At 61.8% G+C, this 24,812-nt stretch carries 15 protein-coding genes; all 15 read left to right on the top strand.

Annotated elements, in window-relative coordinates; genetic code table 11:
- A partial coding sequence (locus tag KSP9073_RS09860) for a VCBS domain-containing protein (RefSeq protein ID WP_114403754.1) occupies nucleotides 1-6,381 on the top strand: 6,381 nt, incomplete at its 5' end.
- Between the two features lie 192 nt (nucleotides 6,382-6,573).
- The gene (locus KSP9073_RS09855; RefSeq protein ID WP_243409179.1) at nucleotides 6,574-8,793 is read left to right on the top strand and encodes a type I secretion system permease/ATPase; all 2,220 of its coding nucleotides are present in this window, start codon (nucleotides 6,574-6,576) and stop codon (nucleotides 8,791-8,793) included.
- Nucleotides 8,777-10,180, top strand: coding sequence for an HlyD family type I secretion periplasmic adaptor subunit (locus KSP9073_RS09850; protein ID WP_165814219.1), 1,404 nt, complete (start codon nucleotides 8,777-8,779; stop codon nucleotides 10,178-10,180). Before KSP9073_RS09855 ends, KSP9073_RS09850 begins: the two co-directional genes overlap by 17 nt.
- A gap of 44 nt (nucleotides 10,181-10,224) precedes the next feature.
- A complete protein-coding gene (locus tag KSP9073_RS09845; protein WP_108842764.1) occupies nucleotides 10,225-11,574 on the top strand; it encodes a TolC family outer membrane protein in 1,350 nt (449 codons plus the stop codon).
- Complete coding sequence (locus KSP9073_RS09840) at nucleotides 11,571-13,496, top strand: bifunctional diguanylate cyclase/phosphodiesterase (RefSeq protein WP_108842763.1); 1,926 nt, start codon at nucleotides 11,571-11,573, stop codon at nucleotides 13,494-13,496. Before KSP9073_RS09845 ends, KSP9073_RS09840 begins: the two co-directional genes overlap by 4 nt.
- Nucleotides 13,497-13,576: 80 nt before the next feature.
- Nucleotides 13,577-14,206: a transglutaminase-like cysteine peptidase gene (locus KSP9073_RS09835; protein WP_207771452.1), complete on the top strand. Its 630-nt coding sequence runs from the start codon at nucleotides 13,577-13,579 to the stop codon at nucleotides 14,204-14,206.
- Between the two features lie 137 nt (nucleotides 14,207-14,343).
- On the top strand, nucleotides 14,344-15,558 hold the full coding sequence (locus KSP9073_RS09830; RefSeq protein ID WP_108842761.1) for an aspartate aminotransferase family protein: 1,215 nt from the start codon (nucleotides 14,344-14,346) through the stop codon (nucleotides 15,556-15,558).
- Nucleotides 15,559-15,569: 11 nt separating this feature from the next.
- Nucleotides 15,570-16,616 (top strand): arginine N-succinyltransferase, encoded by a 1,047-nt coding sequence (locus KSP9073_RS09825; protein ID WP_108842760.1) that lies wholly within the window; start codon nucleotides 15,570-15,572, stop codon nucleotides 16,614-16,616.
- A complete protein-coding gene (gene astA / locus KSP9073_RS09820) occupies nucleotides 16,610-17,671 on the top strand; it encodes an arginine N-succinyltransferase (protein WP_108842759.1) in 1,062 nt (353 codons plus the stop codon). The genes KSP9073_RS09825 and astA overlap by 7 nt, the downstream gene beginning before the upstream one ends.
- A gap of 31 nt (nucleotides 17,672-17,702) precedes the next feature.
- Nucleotides 17,703-19,220, top strand: a complete 1,518-nt coding sequence (gene astD, locus KSP9073_RS09815) for a succinylglutamate-semialdehyde dehydrogenase (RefSeq protein WP_108842831.1) — start codon at nucleotides 17,703-17,705, stop codon at nucleotides 19,218-19,220.
- Entirely contained in the window at nucleotides 19,217-20,599 is a 1,383-nt protein-coding gene (gene astB / locus KSP9073_RS09810; RefSeq protein ID WP_108842758.1) for an N-succinylarginine dihydrolase, read from the top strand. Before astD ends, astB begins: the two co-directional genes overlap by 4 nt.
- A gap of 73 nt (nucleotides 20,600-20,672) precedes the next feature.
- A complete protein-coding gene (locus tag KSP9073_RS09805; protein ID WP_108842830.1) occupies nucleotides 20,673-21,731 on the top strand; it encodes an NAD(P)-dependent alcohol dehydrogenase in 1,059 nt (352 codons plus the stop codon).
- A gap of 95 nt (nucleotides 21,732-21,826) precedes the next feature.
- Complete coding sequence (locus tag KSP9073_RS09800) at nucleotides 21,827-22,771, top strand: carbohydrate kinase family protein (RefSeq protein WP_108842757.1); 945 nt, start codon at nucleotides 21,827-21,829, stop codon at nucleotides 22,769-22,771.
- Between the two features lie 34 nt (nucleotides 22,772-22,805).
- Entirely contained in the window at nucleotides 22,806-23,201 is a 396-nt protein-coding gene (gene copM / locus KSP9073_RS09795) for a CopM family metallochaperone (protein WP_243409178.1), read from the top strand.
- A gap of 153 nt (nucleotides 23,202-23,354) precedes the next feature.
- Nucleotides 23,355-24,791, top strand: a complete 1,437-nt coding sequence (gene eat / locus KSP9073_RS09790; protein ID WP_108842755.1) for an ethanolamine permease — start codon at nucleotides 23,355-23,357, stop codon at nucleotides 24,789-24,791.
- Nucleotides 24,792-24,812 lie beyond the last annotated feature (21 nt).

Below are 24,812 nucleotides of genomic sequence, written 5' to 3'. Positions count from 1 at the left end.
AACATCGTCAACGCCGATGAGTCCGGTCGCGATATTCCGGTGACCGGCTCGGTCAGCGGTGAATACGCTGCCGGCGACACCGTGACCCTGACGGTCGGTCAGCAGAACTACACCGGTGCGGTGAACGCCGACGGCACCTTCTCGATCAACGTCCCTGGCAGCCAGCTGGCACAGAACACGTCCGTCAACGCCGCCGTCAGTCATATCGACGCGGCGGGCAATATCGGCTCGGCCAATACGTCGGCCAGTTATTCGTCCAGTACGGAGCTGCCGACCGTTTCGGTCTCATTGGATACGATTGCCGGCGATGACGTGATCAATGCCGCCGAAGCGGCAGCAGATGCCAGCATCACCGGCCGTGCCGGTGGGGATGCCGCGCCCGGCGATGCGGTGACGATCAGCGTGGGCAATCAGAGCTATACGTCAACGGTCGCTCAAAACGGCACGTTCAGCGTGGCGGTACCGGGTTCGGTACTGGCGTCGGCCGGTGCCAACAGCGTTTCTGCCTCGGTAAGTCATACCGATGCCGCGGGTAACGTCGGCAGTGCCGAGACCACGCGCCCTTATAGCGTCGACACCACGCCGCCGGCGCTGGCCATCCAGCTCGACACCGTTGCCGGTGACAACATCGTCAACGCCGATGAGTCCGGTCGCGATATTCCGGTGACCGGCTCGGTCAGCGGTGAATACGCTGCCGGCGACACCGTGACCCTGACGGTCGGTCAGCAGAACTACACCGGTGCGGTGAACGCCGACGGCACCTTCTCGATCAACGTCCCTGGCAGCCAGCTGGCACAAAACGATGCGATCCGTGCTGACGTCAGTCACACCGACGCGGCGGGCAATACCGGCTCGGCCAACGCCGCGTCGAGCTACTCCGTGGATACCGCGGCGCCGGTAGTGACCATCAGCCTCGATACCCTTGCCGGCAATGACGTGATCAACGCCGTCGAAGCAGCCGGTGATGTCACAGTTACCGGTCGTGCAGCCGGGGATGCTGCGCCCGGTGATACCGTCACTATCTCGGTAGGTGGTCAGAGCTACGCCGCGACTGTTGCCCAGAATGGGGCGTTCAGCGTGGCCGTGCCTGGCAGCTTATTGGCGCAAGCCGGCACTAATACCATCAGTGCATCTGTCTCGCACACCGATGCGGCCGGTAATGCTGGTAGTGCCGAGACCACCCGCGATTATCGCGTGGACGTCCTGCCGCCGGATGCGCGGGCTGATACGGGCAGTACGTCACAAGACGTTTTGCTCAGTGTTGATGCTGCCAATGGTGTCCTTGCCAATGATACGGATCGTGATAGTAACGATGCCACGCTACGCGTGGTGGCCATCAATGGGGAAGCCGGCGGTGTCGGTCAGGTCGTCACTGGGTCGAGTGGTGGCCAGTTCACCATTGCGGCTGATGGCAGCTATCAGTTCCAGCCCGGCAGTGCCTTTGATTATCTGCCGGCCGGTCAGACGGCGACCACACAGGTCAGCTATACGGTCAGTGATGATCAGGGCAATGCCAGTACCACGAGCCTGACCGTCAATGTCACCGGTACCAACGATCTGCCGGTCATCACCGGTACAACTACCGGCAGCGTGACAGAAGCGGTCGTTACGCTGGCGCAGGAAACCGAGCAGACCACACACCACGATTTTCATTCTGTGACCGGGGCGCTTTCCGGCCTTCTCAATCTGAGTATTTTGCCCAACACGGTGATTCCCGGAGTTGGCACGTTGGGTGTTCTGGGGATCAATAGCGGTGGCAGCTTCAGCTATCAGGTCGACCGGTCGAGTCTTGCCACGCTGATCGAAGGCCAGGTCAGGGTCGAGCTGTTTCAATTTACCGATACGCTGGGCAACACCCATTCGGTCAGCATCAATCTGGTGGGCACGGCTCAGGGCACGGTTGTCGGTCAGCCCATCATTGATGGGCTGGTGAACAATACGCTGCAGTTGGCTGGATCGCTGACGCTTGAGGCTGGCGTGATGCTCAACCCGGGTGCGGCCGTGCCGGCACTGGGGGCTCTGGGGACACTCACCATCGGCGTTGATGGGCGCTTTGCCTATAGCCTGCTGAGTGGCAGTGCCCCAGCGCTGGCAAAGGGCGAAATTCGTGCCGAGGTCTTCCATTACACCGATGCTGCCGGCAAGGCTCACAGCGTTACGATCAACCTGATAGGTACGGGTGGGGTGCCCGTGCTGGCTGGTCCGGGCGATATGATCGGTGGTGGCGCTGTCGGGGATGGCGCAAGTGATACGGCGACGCTGCTCACGACGTCGGGCGTTCTGCAGTTGACTGATGTCGATACTGGTGAAAGCGCCTTTGTACCTGATAGAACCCAGGCGGCCCCCGGCACCCTGGGGACATTGACCATCACATCCGATGGCCAGTGGCACTATCAGGTCGACAACAATGAGGTTAGCTATCTCAGGGCCGGAGAAACCCGGCAGGAAGTCTTTACGGTCTATACCGTGGATGGCACTGAGCAAACCATCAAGGTCACGATCAACGGCATCAACAGCCCGGTCAGTGCGACGCCGGATGCCGGCATCATTGATGAAGACCATTCGCTGGTCGTCGATGCCCTGCATGGTGTCCTGAGCAATGATCGTGATCCTGATGCGAGCGCCCATCTGAACGTCAGTGCCGTGAATGGCACTTCAAGTGGCGTCGGTCACGCCGTCGCCGGCAGCAATGGCGGCAGTTTCATTCTCAATGGCGATGGCAGCTATACCTTTGACCCGGGCACATCGTTTCAGAAGCTGGCAGAAGGCAGCCAGCAGACCACCTCGATTACCTATACCGTCAGCGATGGGCAGGGCGGCACTGCTTCCACCACACTGACGGTGACCGTGACCGGTAACGTCGATGCGCCGACCATTCAGGTGATGGATCAGGCCATCGGTGCCGGCGGGATTCTGGGCGGCTCACTGGGACTGGTGGCCGAGCTTTATCAAGGGGCGGCGTCCACGCTGACCAGCACTCTGAGCGGCGTCATCACCACGCTGGGCGGTGCCATCGGTGGTGTCGGTACCCTGTTGACGACTACCGGCACACTGCTGGGCGGTAGTGGTTCATTGCTGGGCGGACTGGTCACCAGCACAGGCGATACCCTGACCGGTACCAGCTCGACGGTCTCCTCCACAGGTGTCGGGGTTGGCGAACTCGATCTCCTCGGCGCGCTGGCACCGACGACTTCGACGACGGCGTCGACCGGGCTCAATACTTCGGTGGCGGCAGGGAATGCCTACGCCAGTCAGGGCATGATCTATCTGGAAGCAGGGCACACCTATACCTTCAGCGGTAGCGCCCACGGGGCGGCGTTGCTGTCGGTGGGCGGGCAGGCGCTGCTGGCCAGTACCTCGCTGGGCGGCACCTATAATGCGGTGTCCTTTACGCCCAAGGCCAGCGGCTACTATCCGGTGGAACTGTATGTGGCCAATACCTCGACGTCTTCGCAGACCTTCTCGATCGGGTTGAGTACCGACGGCGGCGCGCTCCAGTCACTCTCTGCGCTGAATTTTGGACTTTACGGCAGTCCGCAGACGCTGGTCGGGGCACAGCTTGCCTTCTCGCCGCTAACGGTCAATGCCGGTATCAGCTTTTATCCGGTCCATGAAAACCAGGGCATGAGCGGTACCCGTATCGAGCTTGGGACGCCGAAGGCAGCTCTGACCGATACGATCGGCAGCGAGACGCTGTCGATCTCGGCCAGCAAACTGCCGGTGGGCTCGGTGCTCAGCGATGGTGCCGGTCACAGTGTCACGATCACGTCCAGCAATCAGTCGGTACTGCTGGATGGCTGGTCGCTGCCGACGCTGAAACTGTTGCCGCCGGCAGGGTTCGTGGGTGTGATCCCGATGGTCTTCACCGCCACCGCTAACGGTATTCACGGCGGACAGGCGTCCAGCTCGGTGACCCAGAACGTGGCCGTTTTCTCCGCCAACCCCGATCGCGGCAGCGTCACGGAAGATCAGGCGCCCAACACCCTCACCACCACCAATACGCTGCTGCTGGTGGATGGCAACAATCAGCAGGTCGCCATTGATCCGGCGAGCGTGACGCCGGCGCAGGGCAATCTGGGCAGTCTTGCCATCAATGCTCAGGGGCAGTGGACCTACAACGTCGCCAACTCGGTGACCCAGTCGCTGGGCGATGGCCAGACGAAAATCGATACCTTTACCGTGAAGGGGTCCAATGGCTCGACGCAGACCATTCGCGTCACCGTCAACGGCGTCAACGATGCGCCGATCGCGATGGCCGATCACGCCTCGGTCAGCGGTCAGGGCGAGCAGAAGGTGGTCTATCTTTCAACCAGCGCCGGAACGCTGGAGACCTGGAATCTGACGACCGGCACCCAGACCAGTATGTCTCTCAAAACCCCGCTGGGTGGCAGCGTACCGACCCTTGGAGATATTGCGACCAGCAACACGCCCGGGCGGCTTTACGGTGTGAGCTCTTCGACCACCTCCGGGGGGACCACGCTCTACAGCATCAATGCCACGACCGGTGTGGCGACTTCGATGGGTAACCTGGCGGGTGCGCTGGGTCTGGTAGCCTTGACGCTCATGCCCAGTGGTCAGCTGCTGGCGGCAAGTTATAACAATGCCGGTCTCTATCAGATTAACCCGTTGACGCTGAAAGTGACCCAGGTGGCCGCCAGTCCCTTCCTGTCCGGGGGGGATCTGCAATACGTTGGCGGGCATCTCTATGGCTCGGACCAGAATGGTCGGGTCTATGAACTGCCCATCAACAGTGACGGTACGCTCAATACCGGGGGGTCGATATCGCTGGTGGCGACCATGCCAGCGCAGGTCTATGGGCTGGGCGAGGATGCCAGCGGTCGCTTGTTGATCATGACCACGGACAACAAGGCCACGCCCATGAACGTGGATACGCACGTTCTGGGTACACCGACAGCACTGACAAGCCTTGGCAGCGGCACGCTCTTTGGCGCTGACGGCAACGTGGGGCTGGCGACCGAAGGCGCCCCCACCGCCACGGGCAACGTGCTGGCCAATGATCGGGATATCGACAGCGGTGATAAACTGGCGGTCACAGGGGTCGGCAACAGCGTGGCCGGCAGCACGGCGGCGCTGACCGCCGGCGGCAGCGTGATGATCCATGGCGTTTACGGCACGCTGACGCTGGCCGCTGATGGTAGCTATACCTACAGGCTTGATGCCGAGCGACCCACAAGCCGCGCACTGCTGGGCGGCAAAATGGCCGATGACACCTTCAGCTACACCGTCAGCGATGGGCATGGCGGAACGGCCACGGCAACGCTTGCCGTGCATGTGACCGGCAGCGCACACAATCATGCGCCGACCGCGTCCGACTTCACGGTCATGTTGACCAACAACAGCATCAGCAATGACGTGGTGTATATCGACTTTGCCCGCCAGGGTCGCTTCAGCGATGTGGAAAGCGGCTCGAACCTGGGCGTGGTAATCACCTCGATCCCGGTCAACGGCGCGCTCTTTTCCGGTACCACACAGGTCACGGAGGCGGATGTCCTCAATGGCCGGGTCTTCGATGCCAACACCCTGACCTACAACCCGACTGATCAGTCGCATATCGAGCGATCCTTTTTTATCTTTGGCAGCCATACGGTCGAAGACAAGCCGCTTCCCGACAGTTTCACCTTCGCTACGGTCGATGGCAGCGGCCAGCACAGCAGTGACCATACGGTCACGCTCAACACGGCCGGGCTGCTGAGTGCGGCGGGCACCTCCATCAATGTCGTCTCCGGCAATAATGTCGGGGGAACGGGCGGTGCCGACCTTGAGCTGGGCACGTCCGGTAATGACATTCTGACCGGGGGAGATGGCAACGACATCCTGTTTGGCTACGGCGGCAACGACACCCTGCGTGGCGGTGCCGGTAACGATCGTCTCTACGGCGGCGCCGGTAACGACACGCTTGATGGCGGAGCAGGCGCTGATCGTCTTCATGGGGGGGCCGGCAATGACCTGCTTACGGGGGGGGATGGCAGCGACACCTTTGCCTGGATGCGCGGTGATCAGGGCACAAGCGCCACTCCGGCGGTGGATCGGATTACCGACTTTACTCGCGGCAGCGGTGGCGATGTGCTCGACCTGTCGGATCTGCTCGATATCGGTGTCGGCGGCAGCGCAAATACGGCTCAGGACGCCAGCCTGGCCTCCCAGTACCTGCATTTCGTCAAGGGGGATGGCGGTGGTGCACCGGGGACTTCAATCAATGGCAGCTCGACGCTCGAGATCAAGACCGACGGGCCGGGAGGCGGCATCACGCAGAAGATTGTCTTCAGCGGCGTGGATTTCACCACCCTTGGCAACTCCGATACGGAAATCATCAAGACATTGCTGGATAACGGCAACCTCAAGACAAACCTCGATGGTTAAGGAAGCTTTGGTCTCACGATGATTTGATGGGGCAGATTGGAAATAGGCCCATAAATCATCGTTATTTCCGGCAGGGGGCGGGGCCCGCGCCGTTCACAATATGGGCTCGGGCATTCATGACAACCTGTCTCCCTGGTGCGGGGTAAACGGGCAACCCTGTACATCAGGATGGATCAGAAAAGGGGCAGTAGCTTGGCAGAGGAACCCACACCACTTCGTCCGGAGCCCATCGCCGGCAAGGAAAGCGACCCGCTGCTGCAATCGCTGGTCTTTCTTTCGCGCCATCATGGGGCACCGCGTTCGGGGGAGGTCATCAGCGATGGCCTGCCCCTGGATAACGGACGTCTGACGCTGTCGCTTTTACCCCGTGCCGCCCAGCGGGCGGGACTGTCTGCCAAACTGGTCAGCCAGCGCCCCGATCGTGTTGCTGACATTCTGCTGCCCTGCATCGTGATTTTGAAAGGGCGACGTGCCGCGATCATGTTGTCGCGCGACAGCGATCGACAACATGCCACTATCTACCTGCCGGAAGCCGATGGCACCCAGGACATCCTCATGGATAGCCTGTGTGAGGAAGCTACCGGTCAGATTGTCTATATCCGTCGTGAGCACCGTTTTGACGAGCGTGCGCCGGAAACCGTCAAACTGGCCGAAGGGCACTGGTTCTGGTCGACCATCAAGCTCTCCACGCCGATCTATCGTGATGTCCTGATCGCCTCGCTTTTAATCAATCTGTTTGCGCTGGCCGCGCCGCTGTTCACCATGAATGTTTATGACAAGGTGGTGCCCAACATGGCGTTCAGCACGCTGTGGGTGCTGGCCAGCGGCATGGGCATTATCGTGGCATTTGATCTACTGGTGCGTCAGGTACGGGCCTTTTTTTTGGACACGGCCGGGCGCAAGTCCGAGGTGCTGCTCTCTTCGAAAATCTTTGCCAAGGTCATGAACCTGCGCATGGAGGCGCGGCCTGTCTCGGTCGGGGCCTTCGTCAAGAATCTGCAGGAATTTGATTCGGTTCGCGACTTTTTTACCTCCATGACCATGACCACCGTGGTCGACATGCCCTTTGCCATCTTCTTTCTGGCGGTGGTCTGGATCGTGGGCGGCCCGCTGGTGTGGGTGCCCATCATCGCGCTGGTAATCCTGATCGGATACAGCATCGTGATTCAGTGGCCGATGAAGCGCTCGATCGAGCTTGGGTCGCGGCTGGCGACTGAAAAGCATGCGCGACTGGTCGAGAGCGTGGCCGGCCTTGAAAGTCTGAAACTGGCCAATGCCCAGGGCGAAACCCAGCGTCGCTATGAGCGCGCCGTGGGCGAAATCTCCAAATGGGGCGTCAAGAGCCGCAACCTGTCGACGTCCGTGTCCTCTCTGACCATGAGCGTGAATCAGCTCGCTACCGTGGCCCTGGTGATTTACGGCGTTTATCTGATCGGGGATGCGCAGCTCTCCATGGGGGCGCTGATTGCGGCTGTCATGCTGACCGGCCGCGCCCTGCAGCCGCTGGCCCAGATGGCGCTTTTGATCACGCGTCTGGGGCAGACCCGCAGTGCCATGGCCGCCATTGATCAGATCATGCAGATGCCCGAGGAAGTCGAAGAGGGCAAGAACTATGTGCATCGCGACCGGCTCAACATGCGCATCGAATTTGATCACGTCGGCTTTCAGTACACCCCCGAGTCGCCCGAGATTCTGCACGACGTCTGTCTGACCATTGAGCCCGGCGAGCGCGTGGGCATCATCGGGCGCATGGGAGCTGGCAAGAGCACGCTGCAGCGCATGATGACCGGACTTTACCGCGCCACCAGCGGCAGTCTGCGCATCGACGGGCTGGACATCAATCAGCTCCACCCGGCCGATGTCCGGCGCCATATCGGTCACGCCGGTCAGGACAGCGCACTCTTTTTCGGCACCATCCGCGAAAACATCACGCTGGGCCAGCCTCATGCCAGTGACGAGGCCATACAGCGTGCCGCCGATGTGGCCGGGGTGACTGAATTTACCCGCCATGATCCGGACGGCCTGGACCGTCAGGTCGGCGAGGGCGGTCGCCTGCTCTCCAGCGGGCAGCGCCAGTCGGTCTTGATGGCGCGAGCACTTTTGACCCATGCCCCCCTTTTGCTGCTCGATGAGCCCGGCGCGCATCTGGACAACCGCGCCGAGGCGCGGTTGCGTCGTGTTCTGGGCGACATGCCGCGCAGTCAGACCGTGGTGCTGGTCACCCACAAGAGTTCGATGCTGGAGGTGGTGGATCGCTTGATCGTGCTCGACAATGGCCGCGTCATTGCCGATGGCCCCAAGGCCAGCGTGCTCAAGGCGCTCAATGAAGGTCGGGTACACGCGCCTGGTGCCGGACCGGGCTCGAGTGCGGCCAGTGCCGAGCCGGAGGTGCGCCATGGCACTAATGGGTAGATCGAAACGCTGGCCGCGTCCCAAAAGTCATGAGCTTGAACTGGCCGACGATGCCAGTGCCGCCATGCTGATGGCCACGCCCTGGCGCTCGCGCATTCTGTTATGGGTATTGCTGGCGGTGCTGGCGGCATTTATTGGCTGGGCGGCGCTGGCTCATGTCGAGATCGTGACCCGCGGTACCGGCCAGGTCGTGCCTTCGACGCGCCTGCAGACCATCCAGAACCTGGAAGGCGGGATCGTCAGCGAGCTCTACGTACGCCAGGGCGATATTGTCGAGCCCGGCCAGAAGCTTGCGCGAATCGACCCGACCCGGGCCAGTTCCGATCTTGCCGAACGTGAATCCACCCTGGCAGGACTTCAGTCGGCCATTGCCCAGTATCATGCCGAGCTATCGTCGGTGGCCATCGATGCCGAGGCCGACAGCTGGCAGGATCAGGTCATCATTACCTCACAGCCGCCCGAGTTCAATGAAGCGTTCATGGCGGATAATACAAGGCTTGCGGACACGTCTGCCGAAGGTTATCGCGAGCGGATAGGTGGGCTGCGCACGCAGCTGGCTCAATCCCGCGATCAGATCGCTCAGCGCAACCAGGAGCTCAATGAGCTTCGCGCTCGGGCCGGCAGTCTATCTCGCAGCTATCAGCTGGCCAGTCAGCAGCTGGCGATTACCACCCCGCTGGTGCAGGAAGGTGTGGTCTCCCGGGTGGATCTGCTCGAACAGCAGCGTCAGGTCAATGACCTGCGCGGCGAGCTTGAGTCTGCACGATTGTCCATCCCTGCCAAACAGTCCGAGCTGCAGGAGGCCATCAGTCGACGTCGCGATGTGGCCGCCCAGTTCCGTGTGCGTAGCGCCGATGCCCTGACCGAGGCCCGAAGCCGGATGGAGAGCCAGCAGCAGGGACGCGCCAGCCTGCAGGACCGGCTGGATCGAACGCTGGTGACGTCGCCGGTACAGGGCAGTGTGCGCACCATCAACGTCAATACCATCGGTGGCGTCATCGAACCTGGCGCGAGCCTCATGGAGATCGTGCCCATCGAGGATCAGCTGCAGATTGATGTGCGCATCCCGCCTCGCGACATCGGCTTTATCCATCCGGGGCTGCCGGCCACGGTCAAGCTCTCTGCCTATGACTTCACCATCTATGGCGGGCTCAAGGGCGTGGTAAAGCGCATCAGCCCGGACACGGTTCAGGATGAGAAGGGCAACAGTTTCTACGAGGTCACCGTCGTAACCGATCAGAATCATCTGGGCAGTGACAGCAGCGCCATGATGATCATTCCCGGCATGCAGGCCAGTGTGGATGTGATCACGGGCGATCAAACCATCCTGCAATATCTGCTCAAACCGATATTGAGAGCGCAGCAGGGCGCTCTGCGGGAACGTTGAGTGCGGCCACGCCAAACAATGACAAATAGATCAGGGGATTTGTGATGAAAAAATGGTTGGCCGGGTGCCTTGTGCTTTCACTCACAGGGGCGGCGCAGGCGCAGTCGCTGGATGACGCCGTGACGCAGGCCATCATGGAAAACCCCATAACGCGCACGGAAGTCGCGCGCTATGAACAGTTCAGAGACGATGCCCGGGCGCAGCGGGGCGCCTGGCTGCCGTCGGTGGATCTGGAGGCGCGTGCCGGGCGAGGCAGTAACGACAGCGAGGTCAACGGACTTGATCGCAACAGTGACGTCCACGATTATCGTCGCGGCTCGATAACGCTGTCACAGCTGATCTGGGACAACAACCGCACCCTTGAGCGGGTGCGCAATGCCGACAATCAGGTTGATTATCAGCGCTGGGAGGTGGCCGCTGCGGCCAATCGACTCGGGCTGGCGACAATCGAGACCTATCTGGACGTTTTGCAGACCCAGCGGCTGATCGAACTTGCCGAGCGCAATGTGGACACCCACCAGCGCATTGCCGCCGACATTCGGCGTCGCAGCGAGCTGGGTGCGGGAACGGCCACCGACGCCAGTCAGGTCGACGGCCGTCTGGCCCGGGCTGAAGCCAGCCTGATTGCGGCATATAATAACCGTGAAGATGCCATTTCCTCCTTTGTGCGGCTGGTTGGCGAGCCGCCTCGGGATCTGGCACCGCCGCAGGAAGTTGATCTTGCCGTCGTTCCCGACGATATCGATGCGGCGCTGGCCATGGCCAATGAACACAACCCGATTCTGGTGGCGGCTCGTCGTTCAGTGACGGCCGCCGGTCATGAAGTCGGTGCCGAACGCGCCGATTTTCTGCCGGAGCTGCGCTTTCAGGCCAGCCGGCTGGCCAGCCGGGACTACGACTTTGAGGGCAGCCGTTCCAGTGACTGGAATGCCGATCTGGTGATGTCGTGGAATCTTTATCGCGGCGGCATCGATGTCGCCGAAATGCGTGCGCGCCAGCACTCGCTGGAAGCTGTGCAGTACGACAGTGACCGCGCCCTGCGCGAGGTGCGCGACGAGCTGCGCCTGGCCTGGAATGCTCGCGACTATGTGTCTAGCCAGCTGCCGTATCTGGCGCGTCACATGAGCGCCAGCGAGCAGACCCGAGTCAATTATCGCAAGCAGTTCGATATTGGCCGTCGCACCCTGCTGGATGTGCTGGACAGTGAAACCGAGCTCTACGGTGCCCAGCAGGATCAGCTCCAGGCACGTTTTGCCCTGATTCGCGCGCAATATCGATTGCTGGCTGTCACCGGCAACCTGCTCGACACCCTTCAGATTTACATTGATCCGGAGGATGTTGAGGGAAATCAGCTGCTTGGAACAGGCAGTAGTGCTCAGGGGGATGCCACATGAGTCTCTTTCATCGTCTGGTGGCAGGGGTGGCCGGTTTGTTGCTGGTCTTTTCGATCGGCATCTTTGCCATCAACGTTAACCATGCCCGTCAGTCGCTGCTCGACAGTCAACGTATGGAAACGTCCAACATGACGCAGGGGTTGAGCCTGGCGCTGGTGCAGTTCATTGAAGCGGGTGACTGGACCAGCGCTCGAACGCTTTTGCAGGCCACCTCGGACGGCAGCTTTGTCAGTGCGCTCAGGCTCGATGCGGTGGGGCTGGACGAGCCGATCGTGGTGCAAAACCCGGGTGCAACCCGGGCGCCTGGCTGGTTCCAGTCGCTGATCGCGCTGCCACAGCTGTCCAATCGGCGCGAAATTTCCGGCGGCTGGTCGCCGCTGGGCACCATCATGCTAGAGGCTGACAACAGTCTGCCCTACAACCAGCTGTGGAAGCTGGGTCTGAACCTGCTGCTGTGGCTGGCGATCGGCATGGCGCTGACACTGGTTATCTGTGCGCTGGGCTTCCGACGGCTTCTGGCCCCACTGCATCGCCTGTCCCATTACCTGGAAACCCTGCAGATCGAAGGTTATGCCCAGCCGGTTGCATCGACCCGCGTTCGGGAACTTCAGGGCATCACTCTGGCGGTCAATCAGCTCAGCGCGCGGCTCAACGACCAGTTCGTGGCACAGACCGCGCAGGTTATCCGTCTGCAGCGCATGGCCGAGCAGGACGCTGTCTCCAAACTGGGCAATCGCGCCTATCTAACCCGCATCCTGGATGAGTGGCTGGCGGCGCCTGAAAGCGGGGCGCTGATGATCCTGCGGATCGATCACCTCAGCGAAATCTATCGTCGTGATGGCTTTGAGCAGCGTGATAGCGCCATTCGAGCCATCGGTCATTACCTGTCGGGCATCAGCGTTCAGGGCACACCCATTCAGGCCGCCAGACTTTCGGCTGAAGAGTTTGCCCTGATCGTGCCCGATGACAGCGATGATCACCGTGAAGAACTGTTGGTGACCCTGCTGGACAGAATCGACGACATTGTGGATATCAATCCGCTCGATGAGTCGCGCGTGCATCATGCCCGCGCGGGTGTCGTACTGCGTGAACCGGGACTTCAAAGGGCCACCATGCTTTCCAAGGCCGATAGTGCGCTGCGTGAAGCCATTGAATCCGATCAGCGATGGGTTACTGGATCACGCGAGGCGCGCCACAACGAACGCAGTCGCGGTGAATGGCGCATGGTGATTGACCGTGCACTGGCCAGCAATGAAGCCACTTTCGTGGCGCAACCTGTACTGCTTAACGATGGTCAGGAGCTGCATCGAGAACTTTTTATGCGGCTCAGGGAAGGCGACGAACTGCATATGGCCTCGACCTTTTTGCCCATCGCGCGGCATTTCGGCATCGGCGCGCAGATGGACCGCTATGTACTGGACTGGTTGAGCCGCCATGGTCATGAGACCAATCGCCGTCTGGCCGTGAACCTGACCCAGGATCTGATTGGCAACGATGCAGAAGTGAATGGCCTGATCGAGTGGCTGAAAAATTATCCGACGCTGGCCTGTCGTCTGGACCTTGAGGTCACCGAAGACAGCGTCTTGCGCCATACCGACAATGTACAGCGCCTGTTCCGCGTGGCGTGGAACCTGGATGGGCGGGGCGGTATTGATCGATTTGCACGTGATTTGAACTCCCTGCCGATTCTGAGCCGGCTACGGCCGGATTACGTCAAGATCGATCAGACCTTTTTCGTGCGTGATGACGTCGATAATGAGTTTCTGCGCAGCCTTTGCATGGCTGCCCATCAGATCGAGGCGCTGGTGATCGTAACGCGTGTCGAGTCCGAGGCGCAGCGAGAGCGCGTCACTGATATCGGAGCGGACGGCTATCAGGGCTATCTCGCACCGGCCGTGCCATTGAACCCCGTGGTCAATTGATCGACGCATCGGCCGATAGACAAGCATGATCTGACAGGGAATGTCTTGTGATGGGGCAATGGGGCAGATGGGGAGTGACAGTGTTGCTGGCGATCGCCATTCCGGTCTCGGCCGGCATGCTGTCGAATGCCTCTACTCCAGCCTCTTCTGCCATCACGTCGCATTACGGTACTGCCGGTCTTGAGCGGGTGCAGCGCTGGCAGGCGCTGATCACCCGGCTCAAGGGCCAGTCAGTGACGGCGCAGCTGGCCGGCGTCAACGACTTTTTCAATCAGCTGGGTTTTGTAGATGACGTCAATATCTGGCATCAGGAAGATTACTGGGCCACGCCGATCGAGTTTCTGGGGGTTGGGCGCGGGGACTGCGAGGACTTTGCTCTGGCCAAGTATCTGACCCTGCTCGAACTGGGGGTCCCCGATGACCAGATGCGCCTTCACTACGTCAAATACGTGCCCTATGACCAGTTCCACATGGTGCTTTCCTGGGCGGCCACGCCGCAGCAGATGCCTGTGCTTCTGGACAACATCAATAAAACCATCGCACCGGCAACGTCACGCCGGGATCTGATCCCCATCTATAGTTTCAACGGCAGCAGCCTCTGGACATCGACGGCATCGGGCCAGGAGGCGCCGGTCGGCAGTTCAAGCCATCTGAGCCGCTGGGAGGACTGGCAGGTGCGCGTGCGCAATGGCGCCATGCAGTCGCCCTGACCCTGCTACCAAAACGATGGCATCTTTGCTGCATGGATCACGTTTGCCCCCTGCCTTTTGCCGGTCTCCTCTGCGTATACTGATATACCTGTCGGCGACGTCTTGTCGCCAGATGTGTTTGTCAACGGAGACCTGTCATGAGCTGGACCCCCACCCGTGAAGCCTTTGATCAGTACATGCTGCCCAATTATTCACCCCAGAAGGTGATACCGGTGCGCGGCGAGGGTAGCCGCCTGTGGGACCAGGAGGGTCGCGAATATATCGATTTTGCCGGCGGCATCGCGGTCAATGGGCTGGGACACTGCCATCCGGTACTGATGGAAGCGCTGAAGGCACAAAGCGAGAAGGTCTGGCACCTCTCCAATGTTTATACCAATGAGCCGGCACTGAAACTGGCCCGTACGCTGGTCGAGAAGACCTTTGCCGACAAGGTGTTTCTGTGTTCCTCAGGGCTGGAGGCCAACGAGGCGGCCCTCAAGCTGGCGCGTCGCTATGCCCATGACACGGCAGGCGAACAAAAGCATCGCATCGTTTCCTTTCGACAGTCCTTCCACGGCCGCTCCTTTTTCACCGTCAGCGTCGGCGGTCAGCCCAAGTACTCCCAGGGGTTCGGCCCGGTGCCCGGCGGTATCGTGCACGGCACCTATAACGATCTTGAAAGTGCGCGCGAGCTGATCAACGACGACACCTGTGCGGTTATTGTCGAACCCATGCAGGGTGAGGGCGGCGTCACCCCGGGCACGCCCGAGTTTCTCGAAGGTTTGCGCACGCTCTGTGACGATCACAAGGCGCTGCTGATCCTTGATGAAGTCCAGTGCGGTGTCGGCCGCAGCGGCCATCTGTACGCCTATATGCATTACGGCATTACCCCCGACATTCTGACGTCAGCCAAGGCGCTGGGCGGCGGTTTCCCGATGGGCGCGATGATGACCACCGACGAGATTGCGCGCGTGTTCGTGGTCGGCACCCATGGCTCGACCTATGGCGGCAATCCGCTAGGCTCGGCGGTGGCGCTGGCGGCGGTGGAAACCATCAGCTCGCCCGAGGTGCTCAAGGGCGTCGAGGCGCGCTCACAGCGGTTTCGCGAGCATCTGCAAAAACTCAACGAAAAATATAATTGCTTCAGCGACATCCGCGGCATGGGGCTGCTGCTGGGGGCCGAATTCAATGAATCCTTTGGCGAGCGGGGGCGTGATGTACTGGCAGCCGCGACCGAAGAGGGGCTGATGCTGCTGGTGGCCGGCCCCAATGTGCTGCGCTTTGCGCCGTCTCTGGTCATCGAGCTGGAAGTGATTGATGAAGGCATGGCGTGTCTTGATCGTGCCCTGGCGCGGGTAATGGCCAACGGCTAAGGGGCGTTGTCATGTCACTGATTGCACGCAGTGCCACGCCTGATGATGTCGACGCCATCATGGCCATGGCCGCGATGGCGCGTCCTGCCCTGACCAACCTGCCGGCCGATCGTGACCGCTTGATGCAGCGCCTGGCTTCGAGCCAGGCGGCGTTGGCAGCAAGCGTTGACCGCCCGGGGGATGAACAGTATGTGCTGGTGGCGGAGACCGAGGCGGGTGAGGTGATCGCTACGGCCACGGTCAAGGCGCTGGCAGGGGGCCGGGAGGCCTATTACACCTATCGTCAGGAAACGCTGATTCACGCCTCGCAGCAGCTCGATGTCCGCCGCGAAGTGGACATTTTATCCATCTCGCATGAGATGTCTCACGCCTCGCTGCTGTGCGCGCTGGCGACCACCGATCATGGCCAGGCCGACAGCGCTCGCCGCCTGCTGCGCGCCGCGCGGCTGGCGCTGATCGCCCGGTTTCCGGAGCGCTTTGCCGCGACACTGTTCGTGGCGCTGTCCGGCTATCGTGAGGGTGGGCGAACGCCCTTCTGGGATGGTGTGGGGCGCCATTTCTTCTCGCGTGACTTCGATGACATTCACCGGGCAGCAAGCCTGGGGTCGAGAAGCTTTATTGGTGAAGTCATGCCGCCGTTTCCGCTGTACCTGCCGCTTTTGGACGACCATGCGCGTGACGCTATCGGTCGGGCCGGCGACAATCATCTCAACGCCCTGACGGCCTGGCAACAGGAGGGATTTCGCCTGTCGCGCCATGTCGACATGCTCGATGGTGGACCGCTGCTGGAAGCGTCGCGCGATCATCTGCCCCATGGTCAGTGGCTGACCGCGCAGATTGATGACGCCGTGCCCGAAGGCGCCGGCGCCAGGCCCATGCTGATTGCCAGCCAGCGGCGGGGTGACTTCAGGGCCAGCGTGGTCACAGGGTGTATCAACGAGCGGGGGCAGTGCGTGATGGACGTCGACAGTGCCCGGGGCTTGTCGGTGGATACCGATGAACCCGTGCTGGTGATCCCGTTTGATGGCACAGAGGATGCGGAGGACCCATCATGCTGATTCGCCCCATCGAGGAAGGGGACATCGATGCCCTGCAGGCGATCGCCGTCGAGACCGGCCCCGGGTTTACCTCCCTGCCGGACAGCCGCGACTTTTTGATCGACAAGATCGCCCATGCTCGCGAGAGCTTTCAGCGCTCGCATGACACGACAGACGATGCGCCTGAAGCTGCGCTCTATTTCTTTGTGCTCGAGGATGACAGCCAGCCTCTGGAGAGTGCCGAGCGTCTGGCCGGCTGCTGTGCGATCGAGTCGCGAGTCGGGCTCGAAGCACCATTTTACCACTACCGCATTGGCCAGCTGGCGCATTCCTCCAGCCATTTGGAACTGCATCGAACGCTGGATACGCTCTTTTTGTGTTCCGATCACACCGGCTCCGCCGAGGTGTGCTCGCTCTATCTGCGAGAGCGCTGGCGCGGCGAGGCACAAAGACCGATGCGCAACGGCACGCTGTTGTCCCGGGCGCGATGGCTGTTCATGGCCGGCTTTCGAGAGCGCTTCCCGGACCGGGTGCTGGCCGAGATGCGTGGTCGCTTTGATGACGACGGCAACAGTCCGTTCTGGGAAGCACTGGGCCAGAAATTTTTGCCCATCGAGTTTCAGCGTGCCGACCATCTCACCGGCATGGGCGAAAAGGGGTTTATCGGCGAGATGATGCCGCGCCACCCGATCTGTATCTCCTTTCTGCCGCCCGGTGCCCGGGCATGCATTGGTCAGGTCCATACCCAGACCCGCCCGGCGCTGGCGATGCTCAACCGCGACGGTCTGCGCTTTGAAGGCTACATCGACATCTTTGACGGCGGCCCGACCGTGGAGGCCTACATTGATGACGTGCGCTCAATTCGCGATAGCCGGACCGCCCGTGTCAGCGTTCAGGAGGCGCTTTCAAATGACGAGCGGCCGGGCTGGCTGGCGGCCACGACCGGGGCGGCGGTGGATTTCCGGGCCGGCTGGGTCGGGCGGGGGCCGCAGGACGACGTGATTGCCCTGACCCCGGAAGAGGCGCAGCGGCTGAAGGTCGACAACGGAGATACGCTCAGGCTGCTGGCCACCTGAGCATGCCATGTTCATGGAGGAAGAGATGAGTATCGAGATCATGCAGCAGCTGTTGGTAGGCGGTGAATGGATTTCGGGCGAGGGGAGCGCATTTGAAAAGCGTGACCCGGTCAGCGGTGAAGGTCTCTGGCAGGGTCGTGGTGCCAGTGTCGATCAGGTGGCGCGAGCGGTTGCTGCCGCCCGGAAAGCCTTTCCGGGCTGGGCACGACAGCCGATCGAGACCCGTATCGCCCTGCTGGAAGCCTTCCGTGAGCGTCTGGAACATCACCGCAGCGTGCTGGCGGATACCATTGCCCGGGAAACCGGCAAGCCACGCTGGGAGGCCGGTACCGAAGTTCAGGCCATGATCGGCAAGATTGCCGTTTCCATGGCGGCCTGGCATGAACGCACGCCCACCCGCGTGCGGGAAAACGCCGGCGTGCGCGCCGTGGTGCGTCATCGCCCCCACGGCGTCATGGCCGTTTTCGGGCCTTACAATTTTCCGGGCCATCTGCCCAATGGTCATATCGTGCCCGCGCTTCTGGCCGGCAACACGGTGGTATTCAAGCCCAGCGAGCTGACGCCGGCCACGGCTGATCTGGTGCTTTCCTGCTGGCAGGAAGCCGGCCTGCCGCCGGGCGTGATCAATCTGGTACAGGGCGGCATCGAGACCGGCCAGGCGCTGGCCGGCGACACCGGGATCGACGGGCTGCTCTTTACCGGCAGCGAGGGGACCGGAAAGCGTCTGCACGAAGGCATGGGCGGTCGACTGGAGACGATGCTGGCGCTGGAGCTGGGCGGCAATAATCCGCTGCTGATTCATGACGTGCCGGAAGACATCGAGGCCACGGTGCTGACCATTATTCAGTCCGCCTATCTATCGGGCGGCCAGCGCTGTACCTGCGCCCGACGTCTGCTGGTGCCGGAAGGCACTTCGGGAGATCGGCTGATCGAGGCCCTGCGTCAAACACTGGCCACGCTGGTGGTGGGGCCGCAGTTTGATGGTATGGATGGACACGGCGAGCAGGAGCCATTCTACAGCGGGCTGGTGTCTCCAGAGGCGGCGCAGAAAATGCTCGACGCCCAGCAGCAGCTCGAGACGATGGGGGCAAGGGTGCTGTCGCGCATGACGTGCGTGAAGAAGGGCACCAGTCTGCTGTCGCCGGGGTTGATGGACGTGACCGGCATTGAGGGGTCGGACGAGGAATATTTCGGACCGTTGCTAAAAATATACCGTTATCCTGATTGGGAAAATGCGATTGCCGAGGCCAACAACACCCGTTTTGGACTGGCCGCCGGACTGATTGGCGGCACTTTAGAGGTCTGGGAAGACTTTGTGCTGCGCATTCGTGCCGGCGTGGTCAACTGGAATCGACAGACCACCGGTGCGGCCAGCGATGCGCCCTTCGGTGGCGTGGGCGCCAGCGGCAATCACCGCCCCAGCGCCTGGTATGCAGCGGATTACTGTGCCTGGCCGGTCGCTTCCATGGAAAGCGATACGCTGGTGCTGCCGGATCAGCTGCCGCCGGGCATTACGCTGGCCTGCCATGACGGTGAGGAGGCCATATGAGTGATGCCATCGAGATCAATTTTGATGGTCTGGTGGGCCCCACACACAACTACGCGGGGCTGGCGCAGGGCAATCTGGCCTCGAAACGTCACGCCGGGCTGATCTCCAACCCGCGAGAAGCGGCGTTGCAAGGGCTTGAAAAGATGAAGGCCTCACGCGATGCCGGCTTTGCTCAGGCGGTATTGCCGCCGCAGCAGCGCCCCGACATGGGGCTGTTGCATCGTCTTGGCTATCGCGGCGCCCCGGAAGATGTTCTGCCGCGAGTCGGCAGCGAGTCGCCCGAGCTTTTGTACGCCGCCTGCTCGGCGGCGGCCATGTGGACGGCCAACGCCGCCACCATCACGCCCTCGCGCGACACGCTGGATTCACGCGTACACGTTACGCCCGCCAACATGCAGTCGGCGCTGCATCGCTCGATCGAGACGGCGCAGACCGCGCGAACCCTCAGGGCGATCTTCGCCGACGATCGATACTTTGCCCACCACCCGGCACTGCCGGCCACGCCCTGGTTTTCCGATGAGGGCGCGGCCAACCATACTCGCCTATGCGCGCAGCACGGCGGTCCGGGCGTGCATCTGTTCGTGCATGGCGACCCGGCGCCGGACACCCTGGCTGCCCCGACACACCATCGCCCGCGTCAAACGCTCAGGGCCTGCCGGGCGCTGGCGCGCCAGCACGGTTTGAGTGATCAGCAGACCGTGTTTGCCCAGCAGCACCCGGAGGCCATCGACGCAGGCGTGTTTCACAATGACGTGATCTGTGTCGGCAATGGCCCGGTGCTGCTCTATCACGAGCGTGCCTTCCTTGAAGAGCGTGCGGTGCTGGAGGCGTTGCGCGATCGTCTTGCCGCGCGCAGCGATGGCCAGCCGCTGATTCCCATCCGCGTGCCCGAGGAGGCCGTGCCGCTGGAAGCCGCGGTGGCGAGCTATCTGTTCAATTCCCAGCTTTTGAGCCAGAGCGACGGCAGCATGACGCTGGTGGTGCCGGGGGAGTGCGAGGCCGATGAGGCCGTCTGGATGACGATCCAGAACCTGCTGCTGGGGGGCAACAACCCGATCAGCGAGGTTGTGGTACGCGACGTCAAACAGAGTATGCGCAACGGCGGCGGCCCGGCCTGCCTGCGCCTGCGTGTGGTGCTTGATGAGGCCGAACGTCAGGCGATGAGCGGGCGCGTCATGCTTGATGATGGCCTGTATCGGGACCTCGTCCAATGGGTCGAGCGTCACTATCGCGATCGTCTGACGCTTGAGGATCTTGCCGACCCGCAGCTGGCCCACGAGTCGCTGGCAGCGCTTCAGGAGCTGACCGACCTGATGGCACTGGGATCGATTTACCCTTTCCAGCCGGAAGGCGTTGCGTCGCAGGGCCTTTTTTTATAAGACCATGGTTGTAAAGCGCTGGCGCCCTCTGGCGCTGACACTGCAGGGCAGTCCATCAACGAGAGGTCGTGACATGAAGGCGAAAGCACTGGTACTGGAGCGTCAGAACGAGCTGGCCCTGCGTGAGATCGAACTGCCCGGTGAGGTCGGACCGGATGAGGTGCGCATCAGTATGCACACCGTGGGCATCTGCGGTAGCGATATTCACTACTACACCCACGGGCGCATCGGTCCCTTTGTGGTGGAGGCGCCGATGGTGCTGGGTCACGAGGGCGCCGGTACCGTCATGGAAGTCGGCGCCAATGTCAAAACGCTTGCTCCGGGTGATCGGGTCTGCATGGAGCCGGGTATTCCGGATGCGACCTCGCGTGCGTCAAAACTCGGAATGTACAACGTCGACCCTGCCGTACGCTTCTGGGCCACGCCGCCCATCCATGGCTGTCTTACGCCCGAGGTCATTCATCCGGCAGCGTTTACCTTCAAGCTGCCGGACAGCGTCTCCTTTGCCGAAGGGGCCATGGTCGAGCCGTTTGCGGTGGGCATGCAGGCCGTGGTCAAGGCAAAATTGCAGCCGGGCGATACCTGTGTGGTGACTGGCTGCGGCCCGATCGGCCTGATGGTGGCCCTGGCGGCTCTGGCCTCCGGCGCCAGCCGCGTGGTGATCTCTGATGTGGTGGATGACAAGCTCGCCATTGCTGCCGGGTACAAGGGGCTGATTCCGGTCAACGTGGCCCACGAGTCGCTGACCGAGCGCGTCGCCGAGCTGACCGGTGAAGGCTGGGGCGCCGATGTGGTGTTTGAAGCCAGCGGCAGCCCGCGTGTGTATGACGATGCGCTGGCCTGCGTTCGTCCGGGCGGCGTCATGGTGCTGGTCGGCATGCCGGTCGAAAAGGTCAGCTTCGATGTGGTCCTCGCCCAGACTAAGGAAGTGCGCATCGAGACCGTTTTTCGCTATGCCAACGTCTATGACCGGGCCATCGAACTGATCGCCTCCGGCAAGGTGAACCTCAAGCCGCTGATTGCCGAAACCTTTGATTTCGACCAGAGCGTGGCGGCCTTTGATCGAGCTACCGAGGCGCGGCCCACGGACGTCAAGCTGCAGATCAGGGTGGCCGCCGACGACCGGCACTGATCGAACGGTCGAAAAGGGGCAGCGGATGAGGCCCACGACGTTCGGGCCCGGGTGCGTTAAGCTTGTTCCTTTTCAAACGGTTGTGGAGGCGTTCGATGTTTCTGGTCTGCGGTGAGGCCCTTTTTGACTTCTTTTCCGATGAGGGGCAGATCGCCCCGGACGCTTCATCGCTGTCGTTTACGGCCGTGGCCGGCGGCTCGCCCATGAACGTTGCCATCGGCCTTTCACGCCTTGAGCGTCAGTCCGCCTTCTTCACCGGGCTGGCGCAGGACGCGCTGGGCGAGCGCCTGCGTGCGGTGCTGGCCAGTGAGGCGGTCGAGACCGATTTTATGGTCGAAATTCCCGGCAGTGCGACCACGCTGGCCATGGTGACGCTGGATGATAACGGCTCGCCGCGCTACGTCTTTTACAACCAGTGCGGCGCCGATCGCATGCTGGAAACGGCGCATTTGCCCTCAAACCTTGAGACGGTGCATGCCATTCATGTCGGTTCCTATGCGCTCGCCGTCTCGCCCACCACCGAAACGCTGGAGGCGCTGGTGGCGCGTGAGCGCGACCGCTGCCTGATCTCGCTGGATCCCAACATTCGTCTCAAGGTCGAGCCCGACGTGGCCCGCTGGCGCGAGCGTATCAATACCTTCGCTGCGCATGCCCATCTGATCAAGATCAGCGATGAAGATCTTGCGTCCCTTTATCCGGACAGGGACCCGGAAGAGGTGATCCGCGGCTGGCTTAATGACCGTTGCCCGATGGTCATCATGACCCGCGGCGGGGAGGGCGTCACGCTTTTCACGACAAGCGGCAGCGAGTCGTTCACGCCTGAAGTGATCAGTGTGGTGGACGCCGTGGGCGCCGGCGACAGCTTCATGGCCGCCCTGCTGGCCTGGCTTGACGAACAGGGCCTGGCCACGCCCGAAGGCCCCGGTCAGCTGACGCTGGATCAGCGCCGCGACATGGTGGAATTTGCCATGCGGGCGGCAGCACATACCTGCCAGCAGCGCGGTCCGGATCTGCCTCGTCGTCACGAGATCGTGACGTAAACACCATCGCCATGGTTGATCAGGGAGGAAAGAGATGTTCTCAATATCCGGTCGCGGTATGTCACTTGTCGCCGGGCTGCTGATGTCTGGCGTGGCGTTGGCAGAGGCGCCCGCCACGCACGAGGTTCATGGCGCATCGGCGGGCGAGGCCGATCAGGCGGCGCACGCCTTCAGTGAGGCCAATCAGCGCATGCATCACGACATGGCCATCAGTACCAGTGGCAATGTCGATATGGACTTTGCACGCGGCATGCTGGCCCATCACAAAGGTGCGCTCGACATGGCGCGTATCGAGCTTGAGCACGGCAGCGACGAGCAGATGCGGTCACTGGCACGTGATGTCATCGATGCCCAGCAGCGTGAAATCAGTCTGCTCGAGCACTGGATTGCCGGGCATGACGACTCGCATGAATCTCAAAAAGCAAAATAGACAGCACTCGATGCCGGCAGGCACTCGCCTGATCCGATCTGACAGGGCATGATGACCTGACGCTCAGGCACGCCTGAATCGTGACCGGGCACGGGGCCGCCCGCGGGTGGCCCCTCACAATGCGACCAATAACAACAATCGCGAGGTGTCGTCATGACGCATGATAAAAGGCACGACAGCGGCGTTCGTCACGACGCCGTGGCTGAAGACTATCTGCAAAAGCGCCAGCTCAAAAAGGGCGCCGCCGGCTGGGTGCTGCTGGCAACGCTGGGCGTGTCCTATGTGATCTCCGGTGATTTTGCCGGCTGGAACCTGGGCATCGGTGTCGGCGGTTTTGGCGGCATGCTGATCGCCACCATCCTGATGGCCATCATGTACACCGCCATGGTGCTGTCGCTGGCGGAGCTCTCCTCATCGCTGCCGACCGCCGGCGGCGGCTACAGCTTTGCCCGCCGGGCCATGGGACCGTGGGGCGGCTACATCACCGGCACGGCCATTTTGCTCGAATACGCCATTGCACCAGCAGCGATTGCCATCTTCATTGGCGGCTACGTCAATTCCCTGATCGGGCTCGACGGGCCGCTGGTCTATGCCGTGTTTTATATCGCCTTTGTGGGGCTGCATCTGTGGGGTGCAGGTGAGGCGCTTCGCATCATGATGGGGGTCACGGCGCTGGCCGTGATCGCCATTGTCGTGTTCATCGTCGGCATGCTGCCGCATTTTGACACCGCCCGACTTTTTGATATCGCCCCGACCCAGGCGCTGGGCGCTTCCCTCTTTCTGCCCAACGGCTATATGGGGATCTGGGGGGCGATCCCCTTTGCCATGTGGCTGTTTCTGGCCGTTGAGGGGGTCCCGCTGGCCGCTGAAGAATCGCGCCATCCCGGACGCGACATGCCACGCGGCATTATCGCGGCGATGGCTGTCCTGCTGGTTTTCGCCTTTTGCATGCTGCTACTGGCGCCGGGCGGTGCCGGTGCCCGCGCCATGAGTACTTCGGCGGCGCCGCTGGTGGACGCCCTCAACGCCGTCTACGGGCTGGGCAACTGGGCGGCAAGCTTTGTGAATCTGATCGGCCTGTTCGGGCTGATTGCCTCGTTTTTCTCGATCATCTTTGGCTATTCGCGTCAGGTGTTTGCCTTGTCGCGGGCCGGCTACATTCCCCGGATACTGTCGATTACCAGCCGCCGCGGGGCGCCCGTACTGGCCCTGATCGTGCCCGGCGTCATCGGCTTTTTACTGTCACTGACCGGGCAGGGGGATTTGATGATCACCATGGCCGTGTTCGGCGCGACCATCTCATACGCCATGATGACGCTGTCGCACTGGCTACTGCGCACCCGCGAGCCGGACCTGGCACGGCCCTATAAAACGCCGGGCGGGCGCTGGACCTCCGGGGTGGCGCTGGGACTCTCCATCATTGCCTTTATCTCGACCTTTGTGGTCAGTCTGCAGGCCGCGCTCTGGGCAGGTCTTTTCTACGCCATCATGCTGGCCTGGTTTGGGCTTTACAGTCGCAAGCGACTGGTGGCACAGGCGCCGGAAGAGGAATTTGACGCCATTGCCAGCGCCGAGGCGACATTAAAGTAACCCTGTTCGATGGGCGCATCT

It is taken from the genome of Kushneria phyllosphaerae, assembly GCF_900312995.1.
GTDB lineage: Bacteria > Pseudomonadota > Gammaproteobacteria > Pseudomonadales > Halomonadaceae > Kushneria > Kushneria phyllosphaerae.
This window is presented reverse-complemented; position numbering and strand designations above follow the sequence as displayed.

Bases quoted from the DNA above. Each gene is read 5' to 3' on its own strand.
- KSP9073_RS09850 (WP_165814219.1), top strand. From the start codon at position 8,777: ATGGCACTAATGGGTAGATCGAAACGCTGGCCGCGTCCCAAAAGTCAT.
- KSP9073_RS09845 (WP_108842764.1), top strand. From the start codon at position 10,225: ATGAAAAAATGGTTGGCCGGGTGCCTTGTGCTTTCACTCACAGGGGCG.
- KSP9073_RS09840 (WP_108842763.1), top strand. From the start codon at position 11,571: ATGAGTCTCTTTCATCGTCTGGTGGCAGGGGTGGCCGGTTTGTTGCTG.
- KSP9073_RS09830 (WP_108842761.1), top strand. From the start codon at position 14,344: ATGAGCTGGACCCCCACCCGTGAAGCCTTTGATCAGTACATGCTGCCC.
- KSP9073_RS09825 (WP_108842760.1), top strand. From the start codon at position 15,570: ATGTCACTGATTGCACGCAGTGCCACGCCTGATGATGTCGACGCCATC.
- astA (WP_108842759.1), top strand. From the start codon at position 16,610: ATGCTGATTCGCCCCATCGAGGAAGGGGACATCGATGCCCTGCAGGCG.
- astB (WP_108842758.1), top strand. From the start codon at position 19,217: ATGAGTGATGCCATCGAGATCAATTTTGATGGTCTGGTGGGCCCCACA.
- KSP9073_RS09805 (WP_108842830.1), top strand. From the start codon at position 20,673: ATGAAGGCGAAAGCACTGGTACTGGAGCGTCAGAACGAGCTGGCCCTG.
- KSP9073_RS09800 (WP_108842757.1), top strand. From the start codon at position 21,827: ATGTTTCTGGTCTGCGGTGAGGCCCTTTTTGACTTCTTTTCCGATGAG.
- copM (WP_243409178.1), top strand. From the start codon at position 22,806: ATGTTCTCAATATCCGGTCGCGGTATGTCACTTGTCGCCGGGCTGCTG.
- eat (WP_108842755.1), top strand. From the start codon at position 23,355: ATGACGCATGATAAAAGGCACGACAGCGGCGTTCGTCACGACGCCGTG.